The sequence below is a fragment of the Glaciecola sp. HA4-3 genome (assembly GCF_055693685.1).
Map to the genome: position 1 here is coordinate 2,603,063 of NZ_CM146340.1, position 19,438 is coordinate 2,622,500.

Here is a 19,438-nt window from a genome sequence, read left to right on the forward strand (position 1 = left end):
TGTGCGTTAATCTTAGTCTAAGATTTTTGCTACAACGCCCGCACCAACTGTACGACCACCTTCACGGATTGCGAAGCGTAAACCTTCGTCCATCGCGATTGGAGCAATTAGCTCTACTACAAACTTAAGGTTGTCACCAAGGCATTACCATCTCTACGCCTTCTGGTAACTCTACTGCACCTGTTACGTCTGTTGTACGGAAGTAAAACTGTGGACGATATCCTTTAAAGAAAGGAGTGTGGCGACCACCTTCGTCTTTGCTTAGTACGTATACTTCTGCTTCGAACTTAGTGTGTGGGTTGATTGAACCAAGGCTTAGCCAATACTTGACCACGCTCTACATCTTCACGCTTAGTACCACGTAGTAAAACACCAACGTTCTCACCAGCACGACCTTCGTCTAGAAGCTTACGGAACATCTCTACGCCCGTACACGTTGTCTTCGTTGTTTCTTTGATACCAACGATTTCGACTTCTTCACCTACTTTTACGATACCTTGCTCAACACGACCTGTTACTACCGTTCCACGACCTGATATTGAGAATACATCTTCAATTGGTAGGATAAACGGCTTATCGATGTCACGCTCTGGTGTCGGGATGTATGAGTCTAACGCTTCGCCTAGCTCTACAATTTTCTTTTCCCACTCTGCATCGCCTTCTAGTGCTTTTAATGCTGAGCCTTGGATAACTGGCAAGTCATCACCCGGGAATTCATATTCTGTTAGTAGCTCACGAACTTCCATTTCTACTAGCTCTAGTAGCTCTTCGTCGTCAACCATGTCACATTTGTTCATGAAAACAATCATGTATGGAATACCAACTTGGCGACCCAACAAGATGTGCTCACGAGTCTGTGGCATAGGACCATCTGTCGCTGCTACTACTAAGATACCGCCGTCCATTTGCGCCGCACCTGTGATCATGTTTTTTACATAATCAGCGTGCCCAGGACAATCTACGTGAGCATAGTGACGCTCTGGCGTGTCATACTCTACGTGTGAAGTTGCAATCGTGATACCACGCTCGCGCTCTTCTGGTGCGTTATCAATTTGGTCAAATGCTTGAGCGGCTCCACCGTAAGTCTTTGCTAGTACTGTAGTGATTGCTGCTGTTAGCGTCGTTTTACCGTGGTCAACGTGGCCAATAGTACCAACGTTTACATGCGGTTTCGTACGTTCAAACTTTTCTTTTGCCATTTTCTTTTCCTAGCAAAGTTAATAAATATTAGATGAAATCAAAGAATGGTGCTGATAGGCAGATTCGAACTGCCGACCTCACCCTTACCAAGGGTGCGCTCTACCAACTGAGCCATATCAGCAAAGTGGAGCGGGCAGCGGGAATCGAACCCGCATCATCAGCTTGGAAGGCTGAGGTAATAGCCATTATACGATGCCCGCATTCCCTAAATTCTCTGACCAACTCGTTTTATAAAATTGGTGGAGGGGGCAGGATTCGAACCTGCGAAGGCTGAGCCGGCAGATTTACAGTCTGCTCCCGTTGACCGCTTGGGTACCCCTCCAGAGATTGATGGTGCCGACTGCCGGAATCGAACTGGCGACCTACTGATTACAAGTCAGTTGCTCTACCAACTGAGCTAAGTCGGCACTACATCAAGTGAGCGCGCATTCTAGAGTAATGATTCGTCTTCTGCAAGTACCATTTAGCAAAAAAATGTGTTTTTTCTAAAAAATTTTGTACTTGCTATAAAATACAGCAATAATTGCTATTCTTTTGAACAGTTTACATATGTGTATGATTATTTGTTTTTTTCAAGTGCAATGCACGCTAGTCCAGTTAACACTGCGTTGTCGATCACCTCAGTAAATAGGCAAAAGTCTTTTAACAATGGATTGTCTCCACCACTAAGGAAAAACTTAGTTTGTTTTGCGCAGCAGTTGTTTTCTTGAATACTGGCCATTACCGCTTTTGCATAGTGAATTAAACCCAGACTTTGTGCCAATGTACCTTGAAATACACATTCAGGAGTGTCATCACCTGGTAAAGCACCTATCAAGTGTTCATCCTCAACGCTACTCTGCTTTTGCTTGTTTTGGTTTATCAGGTGATGAATGTTCATTCCATCATTGAATACTCTAGCGGTTTTAGCGCTTACTGTGTCGCTACTCATTTGTAGCCCTGGTGCTATCCAGCCTCCTTGGTGATAAAACATCTTTTGCTTGGCATCAAAGCAAACAAAATCACACGTTATCGCAGTACCAGCGTCAATTACAACGAAGTTCTCAGCTTTAGCTAAGTATGCTCCTGCAATAATTGCTAACCACCTGTCTACACCCATATTAGACACATTAGCGTATGCATTTTTGATATTTTGATATGTGGCTTGAGTAGACACTTCATGAGCCTCAACACTTTTTGCTTTGCATAAACTCAAAAGCTGTTGACTCGCAGTGTTATCTTTTACGCTGGCAAAAAAACACTTATCCGCTTGCGCTATTAAGTGTTCAATATTTATCAACTCACAAACTTCAACCGGCCCTATAAGTTGTTGAGAACTAGCATCTAACCAAGCTGACTTTATCCGAGTATTACCAATATCAAGTAGTAAACTATGCTTGTCTGACACTAATTTCACCTCCATGGAAAGCTTGAATAGTATTATCGATTTCAATCAATAGAGCACCAGCATCGTTAATTCCTCTATTGATACCTTTTACCGTTTGTTCGCCAGTCATCAAGACAACCTGTTTGTTTAAGTATAAATCACTAGACTTCCACTCATCCATAAACTCATTTAGGCCACTTTTTTCAAATACTGGCAGAGCTTTCCATAGATTTAACATCAGGGCCTGGGCAAGCTTGTTTCGACTAATATGACGGTTACTAATTTCAGATAAGTCAGTAAAAGCTTGATCAATCCCGGTAATATTATTAGGTAGATTTAAATTAACGCCAATGCCAATAACTGCAGAAATTGCATCACTGACTTGCCCCTCTACTTCGATTAAAATTCCCGCGAGTTTCTTGTCATTGCAGTACAGGTCATTCGGCCACTTTAATTGACAGTTTGAAATACCAAATTCCTTAAGTGTCTGATTAAGCACTACCCCAATCATCAAGCTCAAGCCAGACATGCTCTGATAGCCATTATTAAAACGCCATAACATACTAAAATAAAGACTACTACCAAATGGTGAAACCCATGTCCGCCCTCTTCTGCCTCTTCCAGACGTTTGTGCTTCGGCTAAACAGACCGTGCCATTTTTATAATCGAGCATGTTTTGCTTAAGAATATCGTTTGTTGACGATACGATATTCTTAACAATCACTTTTATTTTTTCATCATTTGTTAAATTTTGCGTAACACTAGTATGTGACAATAATTCAAGCGCGGATGAAAGCTTATACCCTCTGCCTTTTACACTGTAAATATCGATACCTAGATCGCATAAAACTTTTATATGATTCGATATTGCTGCACGACTAAGTGAAAACTCTTTTGCTAAATCTTCGCCAGAATGAAAGGCTTGGTCATTAAGCCGATTTAATATTTCACTTCTTAGTTGTTCTGTCGCTTTCATTATAAATCTACTAGTCCTTTGCCGCCGATTAGTCTTACTTCATTTTCTAGCGTGATCCCAAAATGTGCTTTGACACTTGCGACGATATCCTTAGCCAAAAACAATACATCATCGCCTGTTGCATTTCCTTTATTAACCAATACTAAAGGCTGGTGAATATGACATGCAACACCGCCTACTTGTTTGCCTTTAAACCCTAGGGTATCAATTAACCAAGCCGCAGGAATTTTGACTGTATGTGGTGTGACCGGAAAACTCGGTACGTCTTGATAATTTGCTTTGATAGTGTCAAACAAGGTTTTTGAAATAACAGGATTTTTGAAAAAGCTTCCAGCATTACCTAGTTCTTTTACATCAGGCAATTTGGATTGACGAACTGACATTACTGTTTCAAACACTTTGGTTGCACAAGGTGATTGTATTGATTGTAAGGGACCATAATGTGTTTTTAACGCATAGCTTTTTGGAAGACGAAACTCTACAAAGCAGACGATACGATGATTAGTCTCTTGCTGTTTAAATATACTGTCACGATACCCAAACTGACAGGCCTTATTATTAAACACGTCAAATATGTTTTTATGTGTATCATAAAAATGCACCTGCTCAATAAAGTCTTTTATTTCGACGCCATAAGCGCCGATATTTTGAATTGGCGATGCACCAACTGTACCTGGTATTAGTGCTAGATTCTCAAAGCCACCGATGCCGTGCTCCATGCAGTAAACGACCACTTGATGCCAGTTTTCGCCTGCGCCAACTTTGAGCACGTAATATTCTGGCTCTTCGCTGACATGAATCCCTTTAATCTGATTGAGCAAAACAATACCATCGTAATCATCGACAAATACCGTATTACTTCCTTCCCCTATTACCATGTAATTTTTATCTGACAGCCCCTCAATAAGGGACATTAAACTATTTGGCGAGTCAAAGGTCTTAATATCACGACAAGTCGCGTTTAACGAGAAAGTATGCAAAGGTTGTAGTTGCACTAAATTTAACCACTAGTCAATTAACCAACAAGTGGTACTATTGTTACAGAAAAGAAGAGCAGTGTATAAACCTTTATCTTTAATTTAGTCACGTAGTACGCCAAAACAAAAATAACGAATAATGTTACTGAGCAAAGTCAACAATATGACATCATACAGCGCTCCGGCAAATCCTTGGACTAGCATATCCAGCATGCTTGTTTTGCTTTTATTTATGTTGGTTAGTCAAACGGCGCTTGGATATACTGATTTAAAATCGGTACCTTATCGCAATACCACCACGGCTATCCAGTCAGATGGTTTACAATCGCTTTCGTTTACCAATTTCATCGAGCAGTCAAAAATCGATCGCACCTTATTGCAAGCTGTTGATACGCAAGTGCTAACACTTATTAGAAACGGACAATTGTTTGAAGCAAGGGAGCTCATTTCAAGTGTAATTGATGCACAAAACGTGACAAACCAATCAACTTTGCTGATGAATAGACTGCTGATTAGGGCTGCTATTGACCGGCAAGTAGGTGCGAATATTAGTGCGCTACAAGACTTACAGTTTGCACTTCGCCTCGCTTCAAATACTGAAAATGAAGTTCTTATGGCTAATATTGCCTATGTTATTGGCAGTATTCACCACGCTCGTAATGAGCATTCTATTGCACTTAGCTACATCGAAATCGCATTGCAATATCACCTTAGCGTGCCTCAATCAGATGAGCAGATACAAAGCCTACTACTGGCTATCTCAAGTTATTTAGCGACAAATCAAAATAACTTTGCCTTAGAGTATTTGGCCCGCGTGCGACCGCTCATTGTAGAGGCAAATATATTTTCATTAAGTGCACAGTACTATCTATTTTTAGGGGAAGCGCAACTTAACAATGAAGATATCTTAAAAAGCATTACTTCTTTGTCAGCATCCTTAGCGCTTGCCAATAGTGAAGATTACTTACATCTTACTAATACTCACTTGCTGTTAAGCAGGGCCTTTGCCAGCATTAATGAAACTGACACAGCGATTGAGAATCTCGTATTGGCATTTGATTTGGTAGAAAAAACAGAAGTACCTTATCAGTTAACCCAAGCACTGCATTTACATAGAGCTGAATTATTGGCGTACCTTAATGAATATGAAGAAGCGTATAATGCCGCAAAGACAGTATTGTCGTATCGCGAATTTAATCAACCTGTTGAAGAAATAAAACAAATGTTAGATATGCATGCTAACTTTCAGTTAGCACTGCAACAACAAGAGAATGCTGAATTAAAAGCTGAAAATCAGGTTCAAAGTAAAGAAATCAAGAGCAAGCAGACTTTAAATAGACTGTATTTTTTAGTGATTGCCTTGTTATTTTTGCTCTCTTGCCTTTTATTGTTGATGTTTATCCGAGGCAAAAAGCATCGCGAGAAGCTTGAGCATATCGCCCATACTGATGCCCTAACAGGCCTATGTTCACGAAAACGGTGTTTAGAGTTATTATCTCATCATCAACATCTATTTGAACGTTCCAAAGAGTCATTTGTTGTTGCTATCGTCGATTTAGATCATTTCAAAAAGATTAATGATACCTATGGCCATCCAACAGGTGATAGAGTATTGCGTCGATTTGGCGAAATAGCAATGGCCCATCTTCGCAAATCCGATATTATTGGCAGAATTGGAGGTGAGGAGTTTTTAATTGTGCTGCCTAATACTCCATCGAATAAAGGAATCGACGTTTTAAAGCAACTCAATAATAGGCTTATTGATATTGGTAAGGAATTAGAATTGAAGCAGGCAACTACCGCTAGTATCGGCATGGTATCGCCACATATACAAGAAAAAACCAACGACATCGTTAAGCGCGCAGATATGGCGCTTTATGCAGCAAAACAACACGGTCGCAATTGTGTAATAGACGGTAATAATCTTGCTGCTTTACAACACGCATAAACTAAGATTTACTAAACTTACTTAACTAGATAAAGGCACTCGTATTGTCACAAGCAACTTCTCACAACGATGATAAAGCACACAGAAATGATACAACTGAACAAGAAGTATCAAAATCAAGACTCGATGAATTCACCAATAATGTTCAAAGTGTAGAGGGGCTTGATACTCAAGCCATGCCACTAACTGCATTATCACCTAAATACCGTAAGTTAAATATTGTAATGTCTTTGATAAAGGGTGCTATTGGATTGGCGATCGTATTTGTGCTAAGTACTGGCTGGTTTTTTGACATCCCATTAGACAAAATGTTTATTTCTTACATCGCATATACCTTGGTGGGAGTCTATATCGTGCTTACGGTTAGCTATCATTATTATGCCGACCCTCTAAAAGAATATGCATTACGAGAGCATGACCTTAATTTCAAATCTGGGCTATTTTTCCGTAGCTTGGTTAGCCAACCAATTTTGCGTATTCAACATATCGAAATTAAACACGGGCCAATTGAAAGAAAGGTAGGATTAGCCAACTTACAAGTATTCAGTGCTGGTGGTTTTTCCTATACGTTTTATATACCTTAGCCTAGAACATGATGATGCAATAAAGCTACGACAATTTATTTTGGACCATAAGGATTTAGCATCAGATGTCTGAGGTAGAAAAAATATCAAAAGACACAATTGCGGAATTAGAAGACAATATTGCGGCAAAAGATTGGTCTAGAGTATCGCCCTTAGCGATATTACACTTTTTCACTAGCACAATTTATTTTCTTGTGAGCAATGTATTAATTTATTCGATTCCTGCGTTCGCTGTCCTAAAAGATGAAATCAGAGAACATCCTTGGATTTTAATAGCTATTATCTCGTTTTTTGTCTTACTTGTTCTAATTAGTAGCATTCTCAAATATTGGTTTTATCAATATAAATTCGCCAACAATCGCATTGAGATAAAACAGGGCGTCTTCAAAAAGTCCAATCTGGACCTGCCATTCAAAAAAATACAAAACGTCAAGATTGTAGAGCCTTTTTATTATCGTAGTTTTGGCTATTCATATATCGAATTAGATACTGCAGGTTCAGCCTCACAAGAAGCTAAAATCGTGGCATTACCAATCACCCTTGCCGAGAGTTTCAAAAAGCTTATTCTTGAAATTCACTCTGAACAGACCTTGACACAAAGTGTTCACACATCGCTTGATAATACTGAGTCAGCTCAATCGAATGAAGAAATTACATTAAACGAAAGAAGCATAAAAGATCTCATTATTCATGGTATTTCAAATAATCGAGTGTGGATTATTCTTGGATTTTTAGCACCTTTTTATAACACTATTGCCGAGAATATTGGAGGCTTCTTAGATCTCATAGGTTTGGATCTTGCGGCGTATCTTGACTATCAAAGCCAAAGCATTGGAATGTTTATACTCCATGTGATGTCACTGGTAATGTTTATTATGCTCTTGATAGTGTCGTTCTCGGTCTTGGGATCGATTTTTGTATTTTATAAATATAGATTAAGTCGTTTTGGTGACCGGTATATTCGACGAAGTGGCCTACTCACGAAGCAGGAAGTGAGCATGCGCTTAAGCCGCATTCAAATAGCTGTTCAGCAACAAGATTGGCTAGATATTGTTATTGGACGAATGAATCTAAGGTTTGAACAAAATACCAGTGGTCTTAATACTGCAGGTCAAGCAAATACCATTAGTGATGCTAGTAAACTCATTGTGCCATCTGTTACACCAAACGAATCCATGTCACTGATTCAAGATGCATTTGATGTTGATGACTTTCGAACACTTGCATTTAACGCAGTTTCAAAACGTTTGATGATACGATATTTTCTTTTCCCTATTGCGCCATGTTTGGCCTTTGCTGTGGGTCTTGCGCTAGTAAGCAAGGCTGCTCTTAGCGCTTGGATATCGGTGGCTTGTTTTGCGCTTGTGATATCAGCTCTTGCTTATTTAAGGTGGCGGCGCTGGGGTTACTGCTTTACCGACAAGTACATTTATATTCGAAAAGGATTATTAGGTGTCAATTATTATGTGTTTCCAATTGGCAAAACGCAGCAAATTAGCTTCAAGCAATCGGTATTAATGAAGGCTCGTCAATTAGCAGATATACAATATGTGTTAGCATCTGGCGCCCACACCATTCCCATGCTCCCTGAAAGCCTAGTAAAGGAACAGTGCGACTTTGCGCTTCTTAATGTTGCGAAATTCAAACCAGCTTGGATGTAAACACCCATTGGCCGTCGGTATTGATTTCGCGAGTAAATTCACCGTTAAAATATAAATAATTTAAATGAGAAAGCCCTTCGGCAACCGCAAAAAACATATTGTGTTGATTTAACTCTCGTTTAAATAGTATTGGCAAGCAGTCAGAAACTGTCCTTGAGGTTTCACAAAATGTGCGTAAGTTGTCTAAATGTGTATGGTGATGAGCGATTAATTCATTGACGCGAGTATGCAAGCCAACAAAAGGTTGCCTATGTGACGGCAATACTAATGTATCTGAAGGCAATGATAAAAACTGGGGCAAGGTTTCTAGGTATAATTTTAGCGAATCTGCATTTGGCTCTGTACTATAAACACCAATATTGGGGGATATTTGAGGTAAAACTTGATCGCCAGAAATTAATACATTCTGTTGGGAATTGAATAGGCAAACATGCTCCGGAGAATGTCCTTTGCCAACCATAATATCCCAATCATGACGACCTATTCGAATAGTGTTACCCGCAACTAATCGCTCAAACTGCAACGGGATCGGTTTAATAACCGCGCCTACTCCTTTACCAGAAGCTCTGGCTTTTTTTGCGCTAGCAATATAATCGTTTGTCATACCACATTTAACTAGGTAGTCATCATCTTGCCAATCTGATGCGCCCCTAGAGCCCGCGCTAAGCGAACGAGCGACAAAATACTCAGCATGACTCATATACAAAGCAACTCGGCATTTATCGACCAAATACCCTGCCATACCGATATGATCAGGATGCATGTGGGTAACAATTACCTTACTAATGGGCTTGTTAAGGCGCGTTAGTATTTTATCCCACAAATCTTGTGTCTTTTGCACGCCAAAGCCTGTATCCAAAATCGCGTAAGCTTCGCGCTCATCACTGCTGTCGTCGATTAAATAAAGATTGATATGATCTAATTCAAATGGCAGTGGCATTCTAATCCAATAGATACCGTCGCTTACTTTCAGATAAGAACCTAGTTCGGGTGCTTGTGTATCTATATACTTAATGGTCATCAGCGGTGTTCCAAAATCATAAGTTTGCTTATTAGACAAAATCACCAAATAAATTACGAAGCACTATTTTTAATGTGTAAGTATTAGTCAGCTTAATCCCTTTTTAGGAGATTCCACAATAGAGGACATAACGGACTAGTCGCTATGTAATGCATCGATAGGATTGAGCTTACTAGCCTTTATGGCTGGAAACACACCAAACCCAACACCAACCAACATACAAATACTTAATGACAATAGAATTGCGATCATAGACCAACTAACAGCCCAGCCTGAGTAAAACCCAATAATTTCAGACAAGGCTAAACCAAATACAATCCCTAAAATTCCACCCATCACTGAAATAGTGAAACTTTCTGCAATAAATTGTTGGCGAATGTCATTTTGCGTTGCACCAACGGCACGCAGTAGGCCAATTTCTTTTGTTCGTTCCATTACGTTTGCCAGCATAATGTTCATGATACCAATTCCTCCAACTAACAAGGATATACCCGCAACACATGCCATCACAATATTGAAAATTTGTTGAGTTTGTTTTTGTTGTTCAAGCAAAGCAGCCGGAATAATTAACTCGTAGTCATCAAGTCCGCCATGGCGCAAATTAATAAGACTGTTTATTGCTTTTGCAGCCACAACGGGATCCGTTTGTTTGGCAACGTTAAGTTTAATGCTATCAAGTTCACTGGCAAGTAAGTCGCTAGAAAACTTATGAATGCTGGTGTTGAGCGGTACAAAAATCCTGTATCGATCTCCCCCTATTTGCACGCCTTGAAACTCGTTTTTGTTACCAGCAGGAGCTTCTAAAATCCCTACTACTTCAAGCCAGACATGGTTGACCTTAATAAATTTACCAAGCATTTCTTCGCTCGTCAGCCCACTATTAGCAAACAACTCGCTTGCTGCATCTGAACCAAGCACAGTAGTCTGCGCAAGGCGATTATTGTCTTGTTCGGTCAAAAATCGGCCAGCATCTAGTGTCATATTAGCGTTGCCAAAATAACTAACGGTAACACCCATTGCTTTTGCTTGGCTTTTATTAAAATCACTGTAAATATCGTAGGAATCGATGTTTTTTGAAGCACTATAACCTTCAATAAACGGCAAGGTTGCCAAGGCTGCACTTACATCACCTAAATTTAAGCCGAGACTTTCTTCTCTTATTTCTGCAAGCTCTTCTTTTTCGTATGTCTTAGCATTAACAATAATATTATTAACACCCATTGAGTCTATTAACTTAAGTGCTTCATTTTCTGCACCTTCACCAATATTGAGCATCGCTATAACGGCGCCAACACCGAAAATCATGCCTAAAAGAGTAAGAAATGTTCGTAATTTTTGTCCAAGCAATTCTGCAACCGCATCTTGTATCAGCGTTATATATTTCGCGAGCATTAGCTTTCCTGTATCTGTTGTTTTTCTGGCACACTCAATGCAATTACATCACCGTTAGACAAACCCTCGGTAATCTCAACAAGGTATAAATTTTTTCGACCACTAGTAACATTCTGCTTTGTGAAGCCTGAACCATCTTGCATGTAGACATACGAACTCCCATCTTCAAAATGAAGGGCTTGAAGGGGCACCACTAATTTTTCTGTTGGCGACTTTACATCGATCTTTGCGGTGAGTTTACGCCCGGGCTGCATCATCGTTTTATCTTGTTCTAATAGTTTCACAACAATTTCAAAGTAAGTAACTGGATTACCCCTCTCAATGCTTCTAGGAAAACCTGACACGTTCACTATCTCCCCTGCAAATAACTGTTCAGGAAAGGCATCCAAACGAATATTGACCGATTGTCCTTGAGCCAAATCAATCGCATCATTAGCTTGAACAAATAGACTAGCTTGCATATCGTCAAGATTGGGTATCTGTGCAATGGGTCTACCGGGAAATACTGTTTGCCCAATTGCTGGTTTTTCACCTCTGCGATCTTTTTCATAGACTAAAAGCCCTGAGTAAGGCGATACTACCTCAAGTGATGACAAGGCTTGTTGATGCTGATGGAATTTAGTTTCAACCCCACTTTTTCGAATGTCTAACACAGCCATTTCATTTGTATGTTGCTCTACTACGCTGCCTTCTTTCCACTCTAGAAAACCGTCTTTCGCCTCTAAAAAGTCTCTGTTTGCGAGGGTATCAATGATTTCCAACTGTGAATAAATACGCAAATCATCTATGGCAAAACGGTCGGTAAAATCAAATTCGTACTTTACAAAACTTTGGTCAGAATCAATGTCTTGCTTGACTTGATTTTGCTGCGCATTGCTCTTGACGATGTCCTGCTCTAATAGCATCAGCTCAAGCTCTTCACTTCGACTATCCTTTAGGATTTGCTGGGCGTCAAAAGTTGCAATGATATCTCCTTTTTCAACGTACGTATTTTCGTCTTTAAGCCATGAGATTGTCATCGGACGGCGGCCCGGTGTCATTATCTTTTGTGATTGTGCCGCTTCGATTTCTCCAAAACCTTCCACTTCGATTGAAAATGCTGACGGCTCGACCGTATATAATGGTATGTTGGATTGCTCAACTTCGGCACAAGCTGTTAGCAAAAGAAAAACCGGAGTCAAGATTAAACATTTTGTATTCATATAAGTCCCTCAATGACATCAACGGTGGCTTTCATTCCTAGTCGCATAATACTAAGATCTAGCTCATCTAAAACGACCCAAGCATCAAACACAACCTTTTGGTTATTCGTTGATTTAGTTCGATAAGACTGTCCTAATTCTGTTATTTTGCCAGTAAATGGCCTCTCAGGAAATGCATCCAGGGTGACTCTGACACCATCACCCATATCGATTTGTGACGTAAATGATTCATCAAATTCGACTTTAACCGCAATCATATCAAGAGAGGGTAAGGCGATAAGTCTGCGTCCCATAAATACTGTGTCACCTATAGCTGGCTTCTCATCATCACCATCGGGAACTAAAACAACCATTCCGTCTTTTGGCGCTTTTATCTGGAGTTTTTGTATGCTCTCATTTAGCTCGTCAACTTGTGATTGTGCCTTAGAAATCTTAGCTAATTGGACTTGCTCATTAACTTGCATGGCAATTCTATGCTGTTCTACTCGCTGGACTGCTTGAGTATGAAGCTCACTTGTAATTTTTAATTCGGCTTGTTGCTTTCGTCTTTCAATATCCGAACGTGACACATCGGTAATCTCCACTTTCCTTTTTGCAATGTCCTTGTTCTTTTTTGCTTCGGCTAAGTCAAGCATTAACTCTTCGAGCTTTGCTTCGTTTTCTAGCTTTTTTTGCTCAGCTTCCTTTGTTGCTGCATCCAAATCGCTTCTTCTGCTTAGCATGTCGTTACGCAATCGTTGACCATCAAATTTAACTAATAAATCACCCTCTTTGACGATGGTATTTTCACGAGCTATAAATTCAATCTTATATTCCCACATCCGCCTTATACTAGGTGGAGTGATTGAAATCTCTTGCAATGATACTAGCTCTGCAGGCGCAGAAACGATTACGTCACTGCTTGATTCGACTTGTTCGTTTACAAGGTCTGATTGCGAACATCCATATAAGCACACTAGTGCAAGCAAAGTAACTAATCTTCTAAACTTATGCATCAGTTTCATCTCCTTTGTTGAGGTGAACGCGGACACTCATCCTAAGGCAATAAATTGATGTTTGGTAATTCATCAAATGAAATAATAGCTGGAAAATACGCACTTTTACTCCAAAGTGCCTTACGTTCACTTTGCCTAGATAGATTAGCTAATTGACCTTTAAAGACCTTATTAGGGTATGCATCAAATACTATGTCGACTTTAGTATTTTCGGTCAGATCAACAGCATCTATTTCATGTATCCAAGTTTCTATTTGGAAGTTATCGGTTGATTGTACATCTAATACCTTCCAACTAGGTCTAACATTCATACCTGCACTGAGCTTAGTTCCAAACCAAGGGTGAATTGAGTAAGTCACAGGTCCGGTGACTTGTGCCATTACATTTAATCTTGACAAAATGTCTTGAAGATAAGCGATCTCTTCTTCGACACGTAAAATATTGACTTCTTTTTTGGTTAATTCAGCTTGTTGTTCCTGCTGTGCTCGAACCAATGCCTCTTCTGCCTTCACCTGCTCTAACAAGGCTCTTTGTAATGCAAGTTCAAACTGACCTTTTTCATAAGCGGCAACTTGACCATCTGGCACCGATGCTTCGATTCTGGCTTGATCGGCTCGCATTTTAGCTACTTTCAATCGACCTTGCGCATCTATTACATTTTGTGACTGTTGTATTTTAAGCTCTTCAAACTCTAATAATAATCGGTCTAAGTTCTCTTCATTTTGAGTCAATTGCCCTTGCTCTGCAGCCCCATCAAAAACCACTACGGGAGAGCCTTTCTCAACTATTTTGCCTTCCTCTTCCATCCACTGGATTTGCACTTGCCAGCGACTTCCTTGGGGTGCGTTGACAATTTGTTTGGCTGATGAACTAATTTGTCCTGTCAAAATCAATTGCTGTGCAGCATTGATAGGAAATACGCCTACCATGAAAAGGCATATCAATACCTTTATAGACTTCATTATTGTTCTCCTGTTACTTGGCCGTCTTTCATCGTGATCACTCTTTGGGCATATTTCGCAATGTCATCTTCATGTGTCACCATCACAATCGTTTGACCTTGATTATGTAGCTCCGTTAAAAGGTCCATAATTTCTATAGAGGTTCTTGAGTCTAGATTTCCAGTTGGCTCATCAGCCAGAATAACACTTGGGTTATTGATAAGTGCTCGGGCAATTGCTACACGTTGACGTTGCCCACCTGACATTTCAAAAGGAGTATGATGCTTACGATGAGACAGACCAACACGCTCAATAAGTGCAAGTGCACGACTGTGCGCTTCATCATCGCTAATTATAGAATACCGCAGTGGAAGTTTAACGTTTCCAACAACATCGAGTTTTGATAACAAATGGAAAGTCTGAAAAATAAAACCAATATTTCGATTTCGTATTTGGGAAAGTTCGTCGTCGCTCATGCTTGCAACATCTTGCCCATCTAATTTATAGACACCAGAATTAGGCGTATCTAGGCAACCTAGCACGTTCATTAGTGTAGATTTCCCCGAACCTGAACTTCCCATTATTGCGACAAATTCATTCTCAGCTATTTCGATACTGACATTATTTAAGGCGGTGACCGTTTCTTCACCGTTTTGAAAAGATTTACATATATTCTTAAGTGATAACATGCTTATTATATTTTTTGAGTAGCATTTTATTAGATATCTTTACTGTATTCACAATATAAAAGATTAACTGACTAAGCTAAAGTTTAATTAAATAAATGCAATCTTGAACAATAAAATACAAATGAGTACGTGACTAAGAGTGTAGCGCATCAATTAACAAAATGCGTACTAACTACGAATGGATAGAAGAATAGAAAACGCCTTGTATCGACAAGACGTTTGTTGGAGAAATTTTAAATTTTTTATCTAGACCGTGTACTCTTCACCGTTGGGTGAAGTAAAAACTCTTTGTGTTTGCACCTCAATTTGTACGTCTTGGATGCCGGCATTACTGAATTTTCCGCGACTTCCGTTGCGATCAAACACAATTTCCGTATGAAGGCCATTATTCAGTAAAACGATAGACTCAGGTGCTTCTTTGTGGCCAGTTAAGGCAACGAACTGCTTTGGTTGGGCTAAACCACAATGTGTTCCATCAACAAAAAAGGCCATGATATGCCTAAAATATACTAAATATTGCTTCACATCAGCATGCGTTCCTGTTTCTAGCGGAAATTCTTCATCCAACATGTTGACAATATTCTCTGCACGGTCGGTTGCATCAAATGCACTATGCCAACGCACATTATTCACCAGCATATTAGTTGCTTGTGAAAAAGAATTGTTTTGAACGTCTAGTTCTTTCATTTCAATAACTGGCATATTCATGATGATGTGTCTCCACTATTGAGCTAATTAATTGCTCTAAAATTTAATACAGTAACAATAAAGTTGTTTTACTATCGAGTGATTAATATCGCTAATCACATGCAACTGATAGTAGTCTATTTTTTTGACAAATTTCACAAAGAAAATTACACACTGTAAATTTTACAAACAATTTTACTTAAGTAGTATTTTTGCGTTTAAATAAAAACTACTGAGTAAGCCTTAGTAAGAAAGTAAAAAAATCGAATCATATACAGCATAGAGTCAGTTAAGCATCAAAAAAGTCCAACATGTCTGCCCAAAGTTGACTTATTAATAACATCTATTTAACTATAATCTTTCGTAAAATGAGGTGAGAACTAACATGCTATATCAAGAACAAACCAACATTGCTTTTTATAAGAAGATAATTGTCTTTTTTTTAATGGTGCTAGTGAGCGCTTGTACCGAAGTATCAAACAGCGACGAAGTACAAGATAAGGTGGATACGCTTACATTCAATCCTTATCTTAATGGCCAATGGATAGGACTAGGAATTGCTTATGGTCCATATAGGGACGGTCAAAGCCCAGGCAAATCTAGCGTACCAAGTGAGGATGAGATCCTAGAAGATCTATTGTTACTCAGTAACAATGACCATGTTAATTGGCACTTAATACGACTATACGCAGCCGATGGTGCCAGTGAGCAAGTACTTAAAACAATTACAAAGCATCAATTACCCATCAGAGTTATGCAGGGAGCATGGTTAAGTAGTAGAGAGGACGGAAATTACAATGAAAATCAAATAAAGGAAGTAATTAGATTAGGTCAAGAATACAAAGACATCATAGTCGCTATAAACTTAGGAAATGAAATTTTTGTAGATTGGTCTTGGCATGGTTTTACAAACGATAAAACACCCCAATATATAAAATGGATTAAACAAGTAAGAGACGCAACAGGACTCCCTATTACACTTGCTGATGATTATAATTTTTGGAATAAACCTTGGAGTCATCAAATTGCAAAAGAAGTAGACTTTATTGTGCTTCATGCTTATGCAATGTGGAATTCACAGACATTGGAAAACGCGCTTAGTTGGACACAGAAGATATTGGCCGACATACAAGCAATGCACCCTAACAAACAAATAGTGTTGGGTGAGTCAGGTTGGGCAACGAGTAGCATTCAATCAAATGGTGACGAAAGACTTATCATTGCTCAAGCAAGTGAACAGGCACAAAAAATATTTTTTAAACAGTATTATAACTGGCTCAAAGAAAACAAAATTGCTTCTTTTTATTTTCAAGCGTTTGATGAAAAATGGAAAGGAGGGGATGACAAACCAGACGGTATTGCAGAAAAAAACTGGGGCTTATATAAATCTGATAGAACACCAAAGTTAGTAGCAGCACCAGAAGGCCAGTCCAAATAAGGTAGTTTGTATGTCGATGTAGTTAACAAAATGACTACATTAGAAACCAAAAAACCCGCAGCGATTGCTACGGGTTAGTATGGGAAGTCTGGCGATGTGCTACTCTCGCATGGGGAATCCCCACACTACCATCGCCGCTAATACGTTTCACTACTGAGTTCGAGATGGAGTCAGGTGGGACCGTATCGCTATTGTCGCCAGACAAAAAGGTCAATTCAAAAAAGCCAATAAACATTCAATATTCAACCAGAGTCGCTACTCTTTCTCACACATTAGTCTACTTGTCATACCTACTACACAACACATTAATACACGCTAAATGCATTAGGTGTTGTATGGTTAAGCCTTACGGGCAATTAGTACAGGTTAGCTTAACGCCTTACAACGCTTCCACACCCTGCCTATCAACGTCGTCGTCTCCAACAACCCTTCAAAGAGATTAAATCTCTAGGGATGACTCATCTTTGGGCCGGCTTCCCGCTTAGATGCTTTCAGCGGTTATCCGTTCCGAACGTAGCTACCGGGCAATGCCTTTGGCAAAACAACCCGAACACCAGCGGTTCGTCCACTCCGGTCCTCTCGTACTAGGAGCAGCTCCCATCAATCATCCAACGCCCACACCAGATAGGGACCGAACTGTCTCACGACGTTCTAAACCCAGCTCGCGTACCACTTTAAATGGCGAACAGCCATACCCTTGGGACCGACTTCAGCCCCAGGATGTGATGAGCCGACATCGAGGTGCCAAACACCGCCGTCGATATGAACTCTTGGGCGGTATCAGCCTGTTATCCCCGGAGTACCTTTTATCCGTTGAGCGATGGCCCTTCCATACAGAACCACCGGATCACTATGACCTACTTTCGTACCTGCTCGACGTGTCTGTCTCGCAGTTAAGCTGGCTTATGCCATTGCACTAACCTCCTGATGTCCGACTAGGGATTAGCCAACCTTCGTGCTCCTCCGTTACACTTTGGGAGGAGACCGCCCCAGTCAAACTACCCACCAGACACTGTCCACAATCCCGATAAGGGACCAATGTTAGAACATCAAACATACAAGGGTGGTATTTCAAGGGCAGCTCCACACCATCTAGCGACGATGCTTCATAGCCTCCCACCTATCCTACACATGTAGGGTCAATGTTCAGTGCCAAGCTGTAGTAAAGGTTCACGGGGTCTTTCCGTCTAGGTGCGGGTACACTGCATCTTCACAGCAATTTCAATTTCACTGAGTCTCGGGTGGAGACAGCGTGGCCATGGTTACACCATTCGTGCAGGTCGGAACTTACCCGACAAGGAATTTCGCTACCTTAGGACCGTTATAGTTACGGCCGCCGTTTACCGGGGCTTCGATCAAGAGCTTCGCTTACGCTAACCCCATCAATTAACCTTCCGGCACCGGGCAGGTGTCACACCGTATACGTCATCTTTCGATTTAGCACAGTGCTGTGTTTTTAATAAACAGTCCCAGCCACCTGGTCACTGCGACCCCCAGCCGCTTATGGAGCAAGTCCAATCACAGACAGGGGCGTACCTTCTCCCGAAGTTACGGTACAATTTTGCCGAGTTCCTTCACCCGAGTTCTCTCAAGCGCCTTAGTATTCTCTACCTGACCACCTGTGTTGGTTTGGGGTACGGTTCATATAGCAATACGCTTAGAAGATTTTCCTGGAAGCCGGGCATCAACTGCTTCACTCCCGTAGGAGCTCGTCTCGTGTCTCAGGTTTAATGTTCGACCGGATTTACCTAATCAAACGCCCTACGCACTTTCACATGGACTACCAACGCCATGCCAGCCTAGCCTTCTCCGTCTCTCCATCACTCACTATATAAGTACAGAAATATTAATCTGTTTCCCATCGACTACGCGTTTCCGCCTCGCCTTAGGGGCCGACTTACCCTGCCCTGATTAGCATGGGACAGGAAACCTTGGTCTTCCGGCGTGGGGGTTTTTCACCCCCATTATCGTTACTCATGTCAGCATTCGCACTTGTGATATGTCCAGCAAACCTCTCAGTTCACCTTCATCCACTTACACAACGCTCCCCTACCCATTATCCTAAGATAATGCCGCAGCTTCGGTATATTGCTTAGCCCCGTTACATCTTCCGCGCAGGCCGACTCGACTAGTGAGCTATTACGCTTTCTTTAAAGGGTGGCTGCTTCTAAGCCAACCTCCTAGCTGTCTTAGCCTTCCCACATCGTTTCCCACTTAGCAATATTTGGGGACCTTAGCTGGCGGTCTGGGTTGTTTCCCTCTCCACGACGGACGTTAGCACCCGCCGTGTGTCTCCCGGATAGCACTCATCGGTATTCGGAGTTTGCAAAGGGTTGGTAAGTCGGGATGACCCCCTAGCCT

Annotated in this window: 14 protein-coding genes, 4 tRNA genes, 2 rRNA genes and 1 pseudogene (1 of these 21 only partly in view); 4 read left to right on the top strand and 17 right to left on the bottom strand. The window is 40.7% G+C overall.

What is annotated here, in order from left to right:
* Positions 1 to 12: 12 nt before the first annotated feature.
* The 8 genes and pseudogenes from tuf to murB form a co-directional block, all read right to left on the bottom strand.
* Positions 13 to 1,199, bottom strand: a pseudogene (gene tuf, locus ACZ1G6_RS12435) (elongation factor Tu).
* Between the two features lie 46 nt (positions 1,200 to 1,245).
* Positions 1,246 to 1,321: transfer RNA gene (locus ACZ1G6_RS12440), tRNA-Thr, on the bottom strand.
* A gap of 4 nt (positions 1,322 to 1,325) precedes the next feature.
* Positions 1,326 to 1,400: transfer RNA gene (locus tag ACZ1G6_RS12445), tRNA-Gly, on the bottom strand.
* 37 nt (positions 1,401 to 1,437) lie between these two features.
* Positions 1,438 to 1,522: transfer RNA gene (locus ACZ1G6_RS12450), tRNA-Tyr, on the bottom strand.
* 9 nt (positions 1,523 to 1,531) lie between these two features.
* Positions 1,532 to 1,607, bottom strand: a tRNA-Thr gene (locus ACZ1G6_RS12455).
* A gap of 152 nt (positions 1,608 to 1,759) precedes the next feature.
* A complete protein-coding gene (locus ACZ1G6_RS12460; protein ID WP_472616581.1) occupies positions 1,760 to 2,587 on the bottom strand; it encodes a type III pantothenate kinase in 828 nt (275 codons plus the stop codon).
* Positions 2,571 to 3,542 (bottom strand): bifunctional biotin--[acetyl-CoA-carboxylase] ligase/biotin operon repressor BirA, encoded by a 972-nt coding sequence (gene birA / locus ACZ1G6_RS12465; protein ID WP_472616582.1) that lies wholly within the window; start codon positions 3,540 to 3,542, stop codon positions 2,571 to 2,573. The genes ACZ1G6_RS12460 and birA overlap by 17 nt, the downstream gene beginning before the upstream one ends.
* Positions 3,542 to 4,537 (bottom strand): UDP-N-acetylmuramate dehydrogenase, encoded by a 996-nt coding sequence (gene murB, locus ACZ1G6_RS12470; protein ID WP_472616583.1) that lies wholly within the window; start codon positions 4,535 to 4,537, stop codon positions 3,542 to 3,544. Before murB ends, birA begins: the two co-directional genes overlap by 1 nt.
* 145 nt (positions 4,538 to 4,682) lie before the next feature.
* Between murB and ACZ1G6_RS12475 the strand changes: the two genes are divergently transcribed.
* The 3 genes from ACZ1G6_RS12475 to ACZ1G6_RS12485 all read left to right on the top strand — a co-directional run bounded on the left by ACZ1G6_RS12475 (position 4,683) and on the right by ACZ1G6_RS12485 (position 8,712).
* A complete protein-coding gene (locus tag ACZ1G6_RS12475) occupies positions 4,683 to 6,467 on the top strand; it encodes a GGDEF domain-containing protein (RefSeq protein WP_472616584.1) in 1,785 nt (594 codons plus the stop codon).
* 44 nt (positions 6,468 to 6,511) lie between these two features.
* Positions 6,512 to 7,051: a PH domain-containing protein gene (locus ACZ1G6_RS12480; protein ID WP_472616585.1), complete on the top strand. Its 540-nt coding sequence runs from the start codon at positions 6,512 to 6,514 to the stop codon at positions 7,049 to 7,051.
* A gap of 65 nt (positions 7,052 to 7,116) precedes the next feature.
* On the top strand, positions 7,117 to 8,712 hold the full coding sequence (locus ACZ1G6_RS12485; protein WP_472616586.1) for a PH domain-containing protein: 1,596 nt from the start codon (positions 7,117 to 7,119) through the stop codon (positions 8,710 to 8,712).
* On the opposite strand, the gene ACZ1G6_RS12490 is transcribed toward ACZ1G6_RS12485, so the two are convergent.
* The 7 genes from ACZ1G6_RS12490 to ACZ1G6_RS12520 all read right to left on the bottom strand — a co-directional run bounded on the left by ACZ1G6_RS12490 (position 8,693) and on the right by ACZ1G6_RS12520 (position 15,660).
* Entirely contained in the window at positions 8,693 to 9,733 is a 1,041-nt protein-coding gene (locus tag ACZ1G6_RS12490) for an MBL fold metallo-hydrolase (RefSeq protein ID WP_472616587.1), read from the bottom strand. The genes ACZ1G6_RS12485 and ACZ1G6_RS12490 overlap by 20 nt on opposite strands.
* A 135-nt stretch (positions 9,734 to 9,868) precedes the next feature.
* Positions 9,869 to 11,125, bottom strand: a complete 1,257-nt coding sequence (locus ACZ1G6_RS12495) for an ABC transporter permease (RefSeq protein ID WP_472616588.1) — start codon at positions 11,123 to 11,125, stop codon at positions 9,869 to 9,871.
* Positions 11,125 to 12,327 (bottom strand): efflux RND transporter periplasmic adaptor subunit, encoded by a 1,203-nt coding sequence (locus ACZ1G6_RS12500; RefSeq protein WP_472616589.1) that lies wholly within the window; start codon positions 12,325 to 12,327, stop codon positions 11,125 to 11,127. The genes ACZ1G6_RS12495 and ACZ1G6_RS12500 overlap by 1 nt, the downstream gene beginning before the upstream one ends.
* The gene (locus ACZ1G6_RS12505; RefSeq protein WP_472616590.1) at positions 12,324 to 13,322 is read right to left on the bottom strand and encodes an HlyD family secretion protein; all 999 of its coding nucleotides are present in this window, start codon (positions 13,320 to 13,322) and stop codon (positions 12,324 to 12,326) included. Before ACZ1G6_RS12505 ends, ACZ1G6_RS12500 begins: the two co-directional genes overlap by 4 nt.
* Before the next feature lie 41 nt (positions 13,323 to 13,363).
* On the bottom strand, positions 13,364 to 14,284 hold the full coding sequence (locus ACZ1G6_RS12510) for an HlyD family secretion protein (protein ID WP_472616591.1): 921 nt from the start codon (positions 14,282 to 14,284) through the stop codon (positions 13,364 to 13,366).
* Entirely contained in the window at positions 14,284 to 14,952 is a 669-nt protein-coding gene (locus tag ACZ1G6_RS12515) for an ABC transporter ATP-binding protein (protein ID WP_472616592.1), read from the bottom strand. Before ACZ1G6_RS12515 ends, ACZ1G6_RS12510 begins: the two co-directional genes overlap by 1 nt.
* 246 nt (positions 14,953 to 15,198) lie before the next feature.
* On the bottom strand, positions 15,199 to 15,660 hold the full coding sequence (locus tag ACZ1G6_RS12520) for an aldolase/citrate lyase/malate synthase family protein (protein ID WP_472616593.1): 462 nt from the start codon (positions 15,658 to 15,660) through the stop codon (positions 15,199 to 15,201).
* A gap of 364 nt (positions 15,661 to 16,024) precedes the next feature.
* Here ACZ1G6_RS12520 and ACZ1G6_RS12525 point away from each other — a divergent pair, with 364 nt between their 5' ends.
* A complete protein-coding gene (locus tag ACZ1G6_RS12525; protein ID WP_472616594.1) occupies positions 16,025 to 17,077 on the top strand; it encodes a glycoside hydrolase family 17 protein in 1,053 nt (350 codons plus the stop codon).
* Positions 17,078 to 17,163: 86 nt separating this feature from the next.
* Here the strand turns inward: ACZ1G6_RS12525 and rrf are convergent.
* Both rrf and ACZ1G6_RS12535 read right to left on the bottom strand, forming a co-directional pair.
* Positions 17,164 to 17,279, bottom strand: a 5S ribosomal RNA gene (gene rrf, locus ACZ1G6_RS12530).
* A gap of 133 nt (positions 17,280 to 17,412) precedes the next feature.
* A 23S ribosomal RNA gene (locus ACZ1G6_RS12535) occupies positions 17,413 to 19,438 on the bottom strand (it continues 866 nt past the right edge of the window).

Bases quoted from the DNA above. Each gene is read 5' to 3' on its own strand.
- ACZ1G6_RS12520 (WP_472616593.1), bottom strand. From the start codon at position 15,660: ATGAATATGCCAGTTATTGAAATGAAAGAACTAGACGTTCAAAACAAT.
- ACZ1G6_RS12475 (WP_472616584.1), top strand. From the start codon at position 4,683: ATGACATCATACAGCGCTCCGGCAAATCCTTGGACTAGCATATCCAGC.
- ACZ1G6_RS12525 (WP_472616594.1), top strand. From the start codon at position 16,025: ATGCTATATCAAGAACAAACCAACATTGCTTTTTATAAGAAGATAATT.
- ACZ1G6_RS12505 (WP_472616590.1), bottom strand. From the start codon at position 13,322: ATGCATAAGTTTAGAAGATTAGTTACTTTGCTTGCACTAGTGTGCTTA.
- ACZ1G6_RS12485 (WP_472616586.1), top strand. From the start codon at position 7,117: ATGTCTGAGGTAGAAAAAATATCAAAAGACACAATTGCGGAATTAGAA.
- ACZ1G6_RS12515 (WP_472616592.1), bottom strand. From the start codon at position 14,952: ATGTTATCACTTAAGAATATATGTAAATCTTTTCAAAACGGTGAAGAA.
- ACZ1G6_RS12510 (WP_472616591.1), bottom strand. From the start codon at position 14,284: ATGAAGTCTATAAAGGTATTGATATGCCTTTTCATGGTAGGCGTATTT.
- ACZ1G6_RS12500 (WP_472616589.1), bottom strand. From the start codon at position 12,327: ATGAATACAAAATGTTTAATCTTGACTCCGGTTTTTCTTTTGCTAACA.
- ACZ1G6_RS12495 (WP_472616588.1), bottom strand. From the start codon at position 11,125: ATGCTCGCGAAATATATAACGCTGATACAAGATGCGGTTGCAGAATTG.
- ACZ1G6_RS12490 (WP_472616587.1), bottom strand. From the start codon at position 9,733: ATGACCATTAAGTATATAGATACACAAGCACCCGAACTAGGTTCTTAT.
- birA (WP_472616582.1), bottom strand. From the start codon at position 3,542: ATGAAAGCGACAGAACAACTAAGAAGTGAAATATTAAATCGGCTTAAT.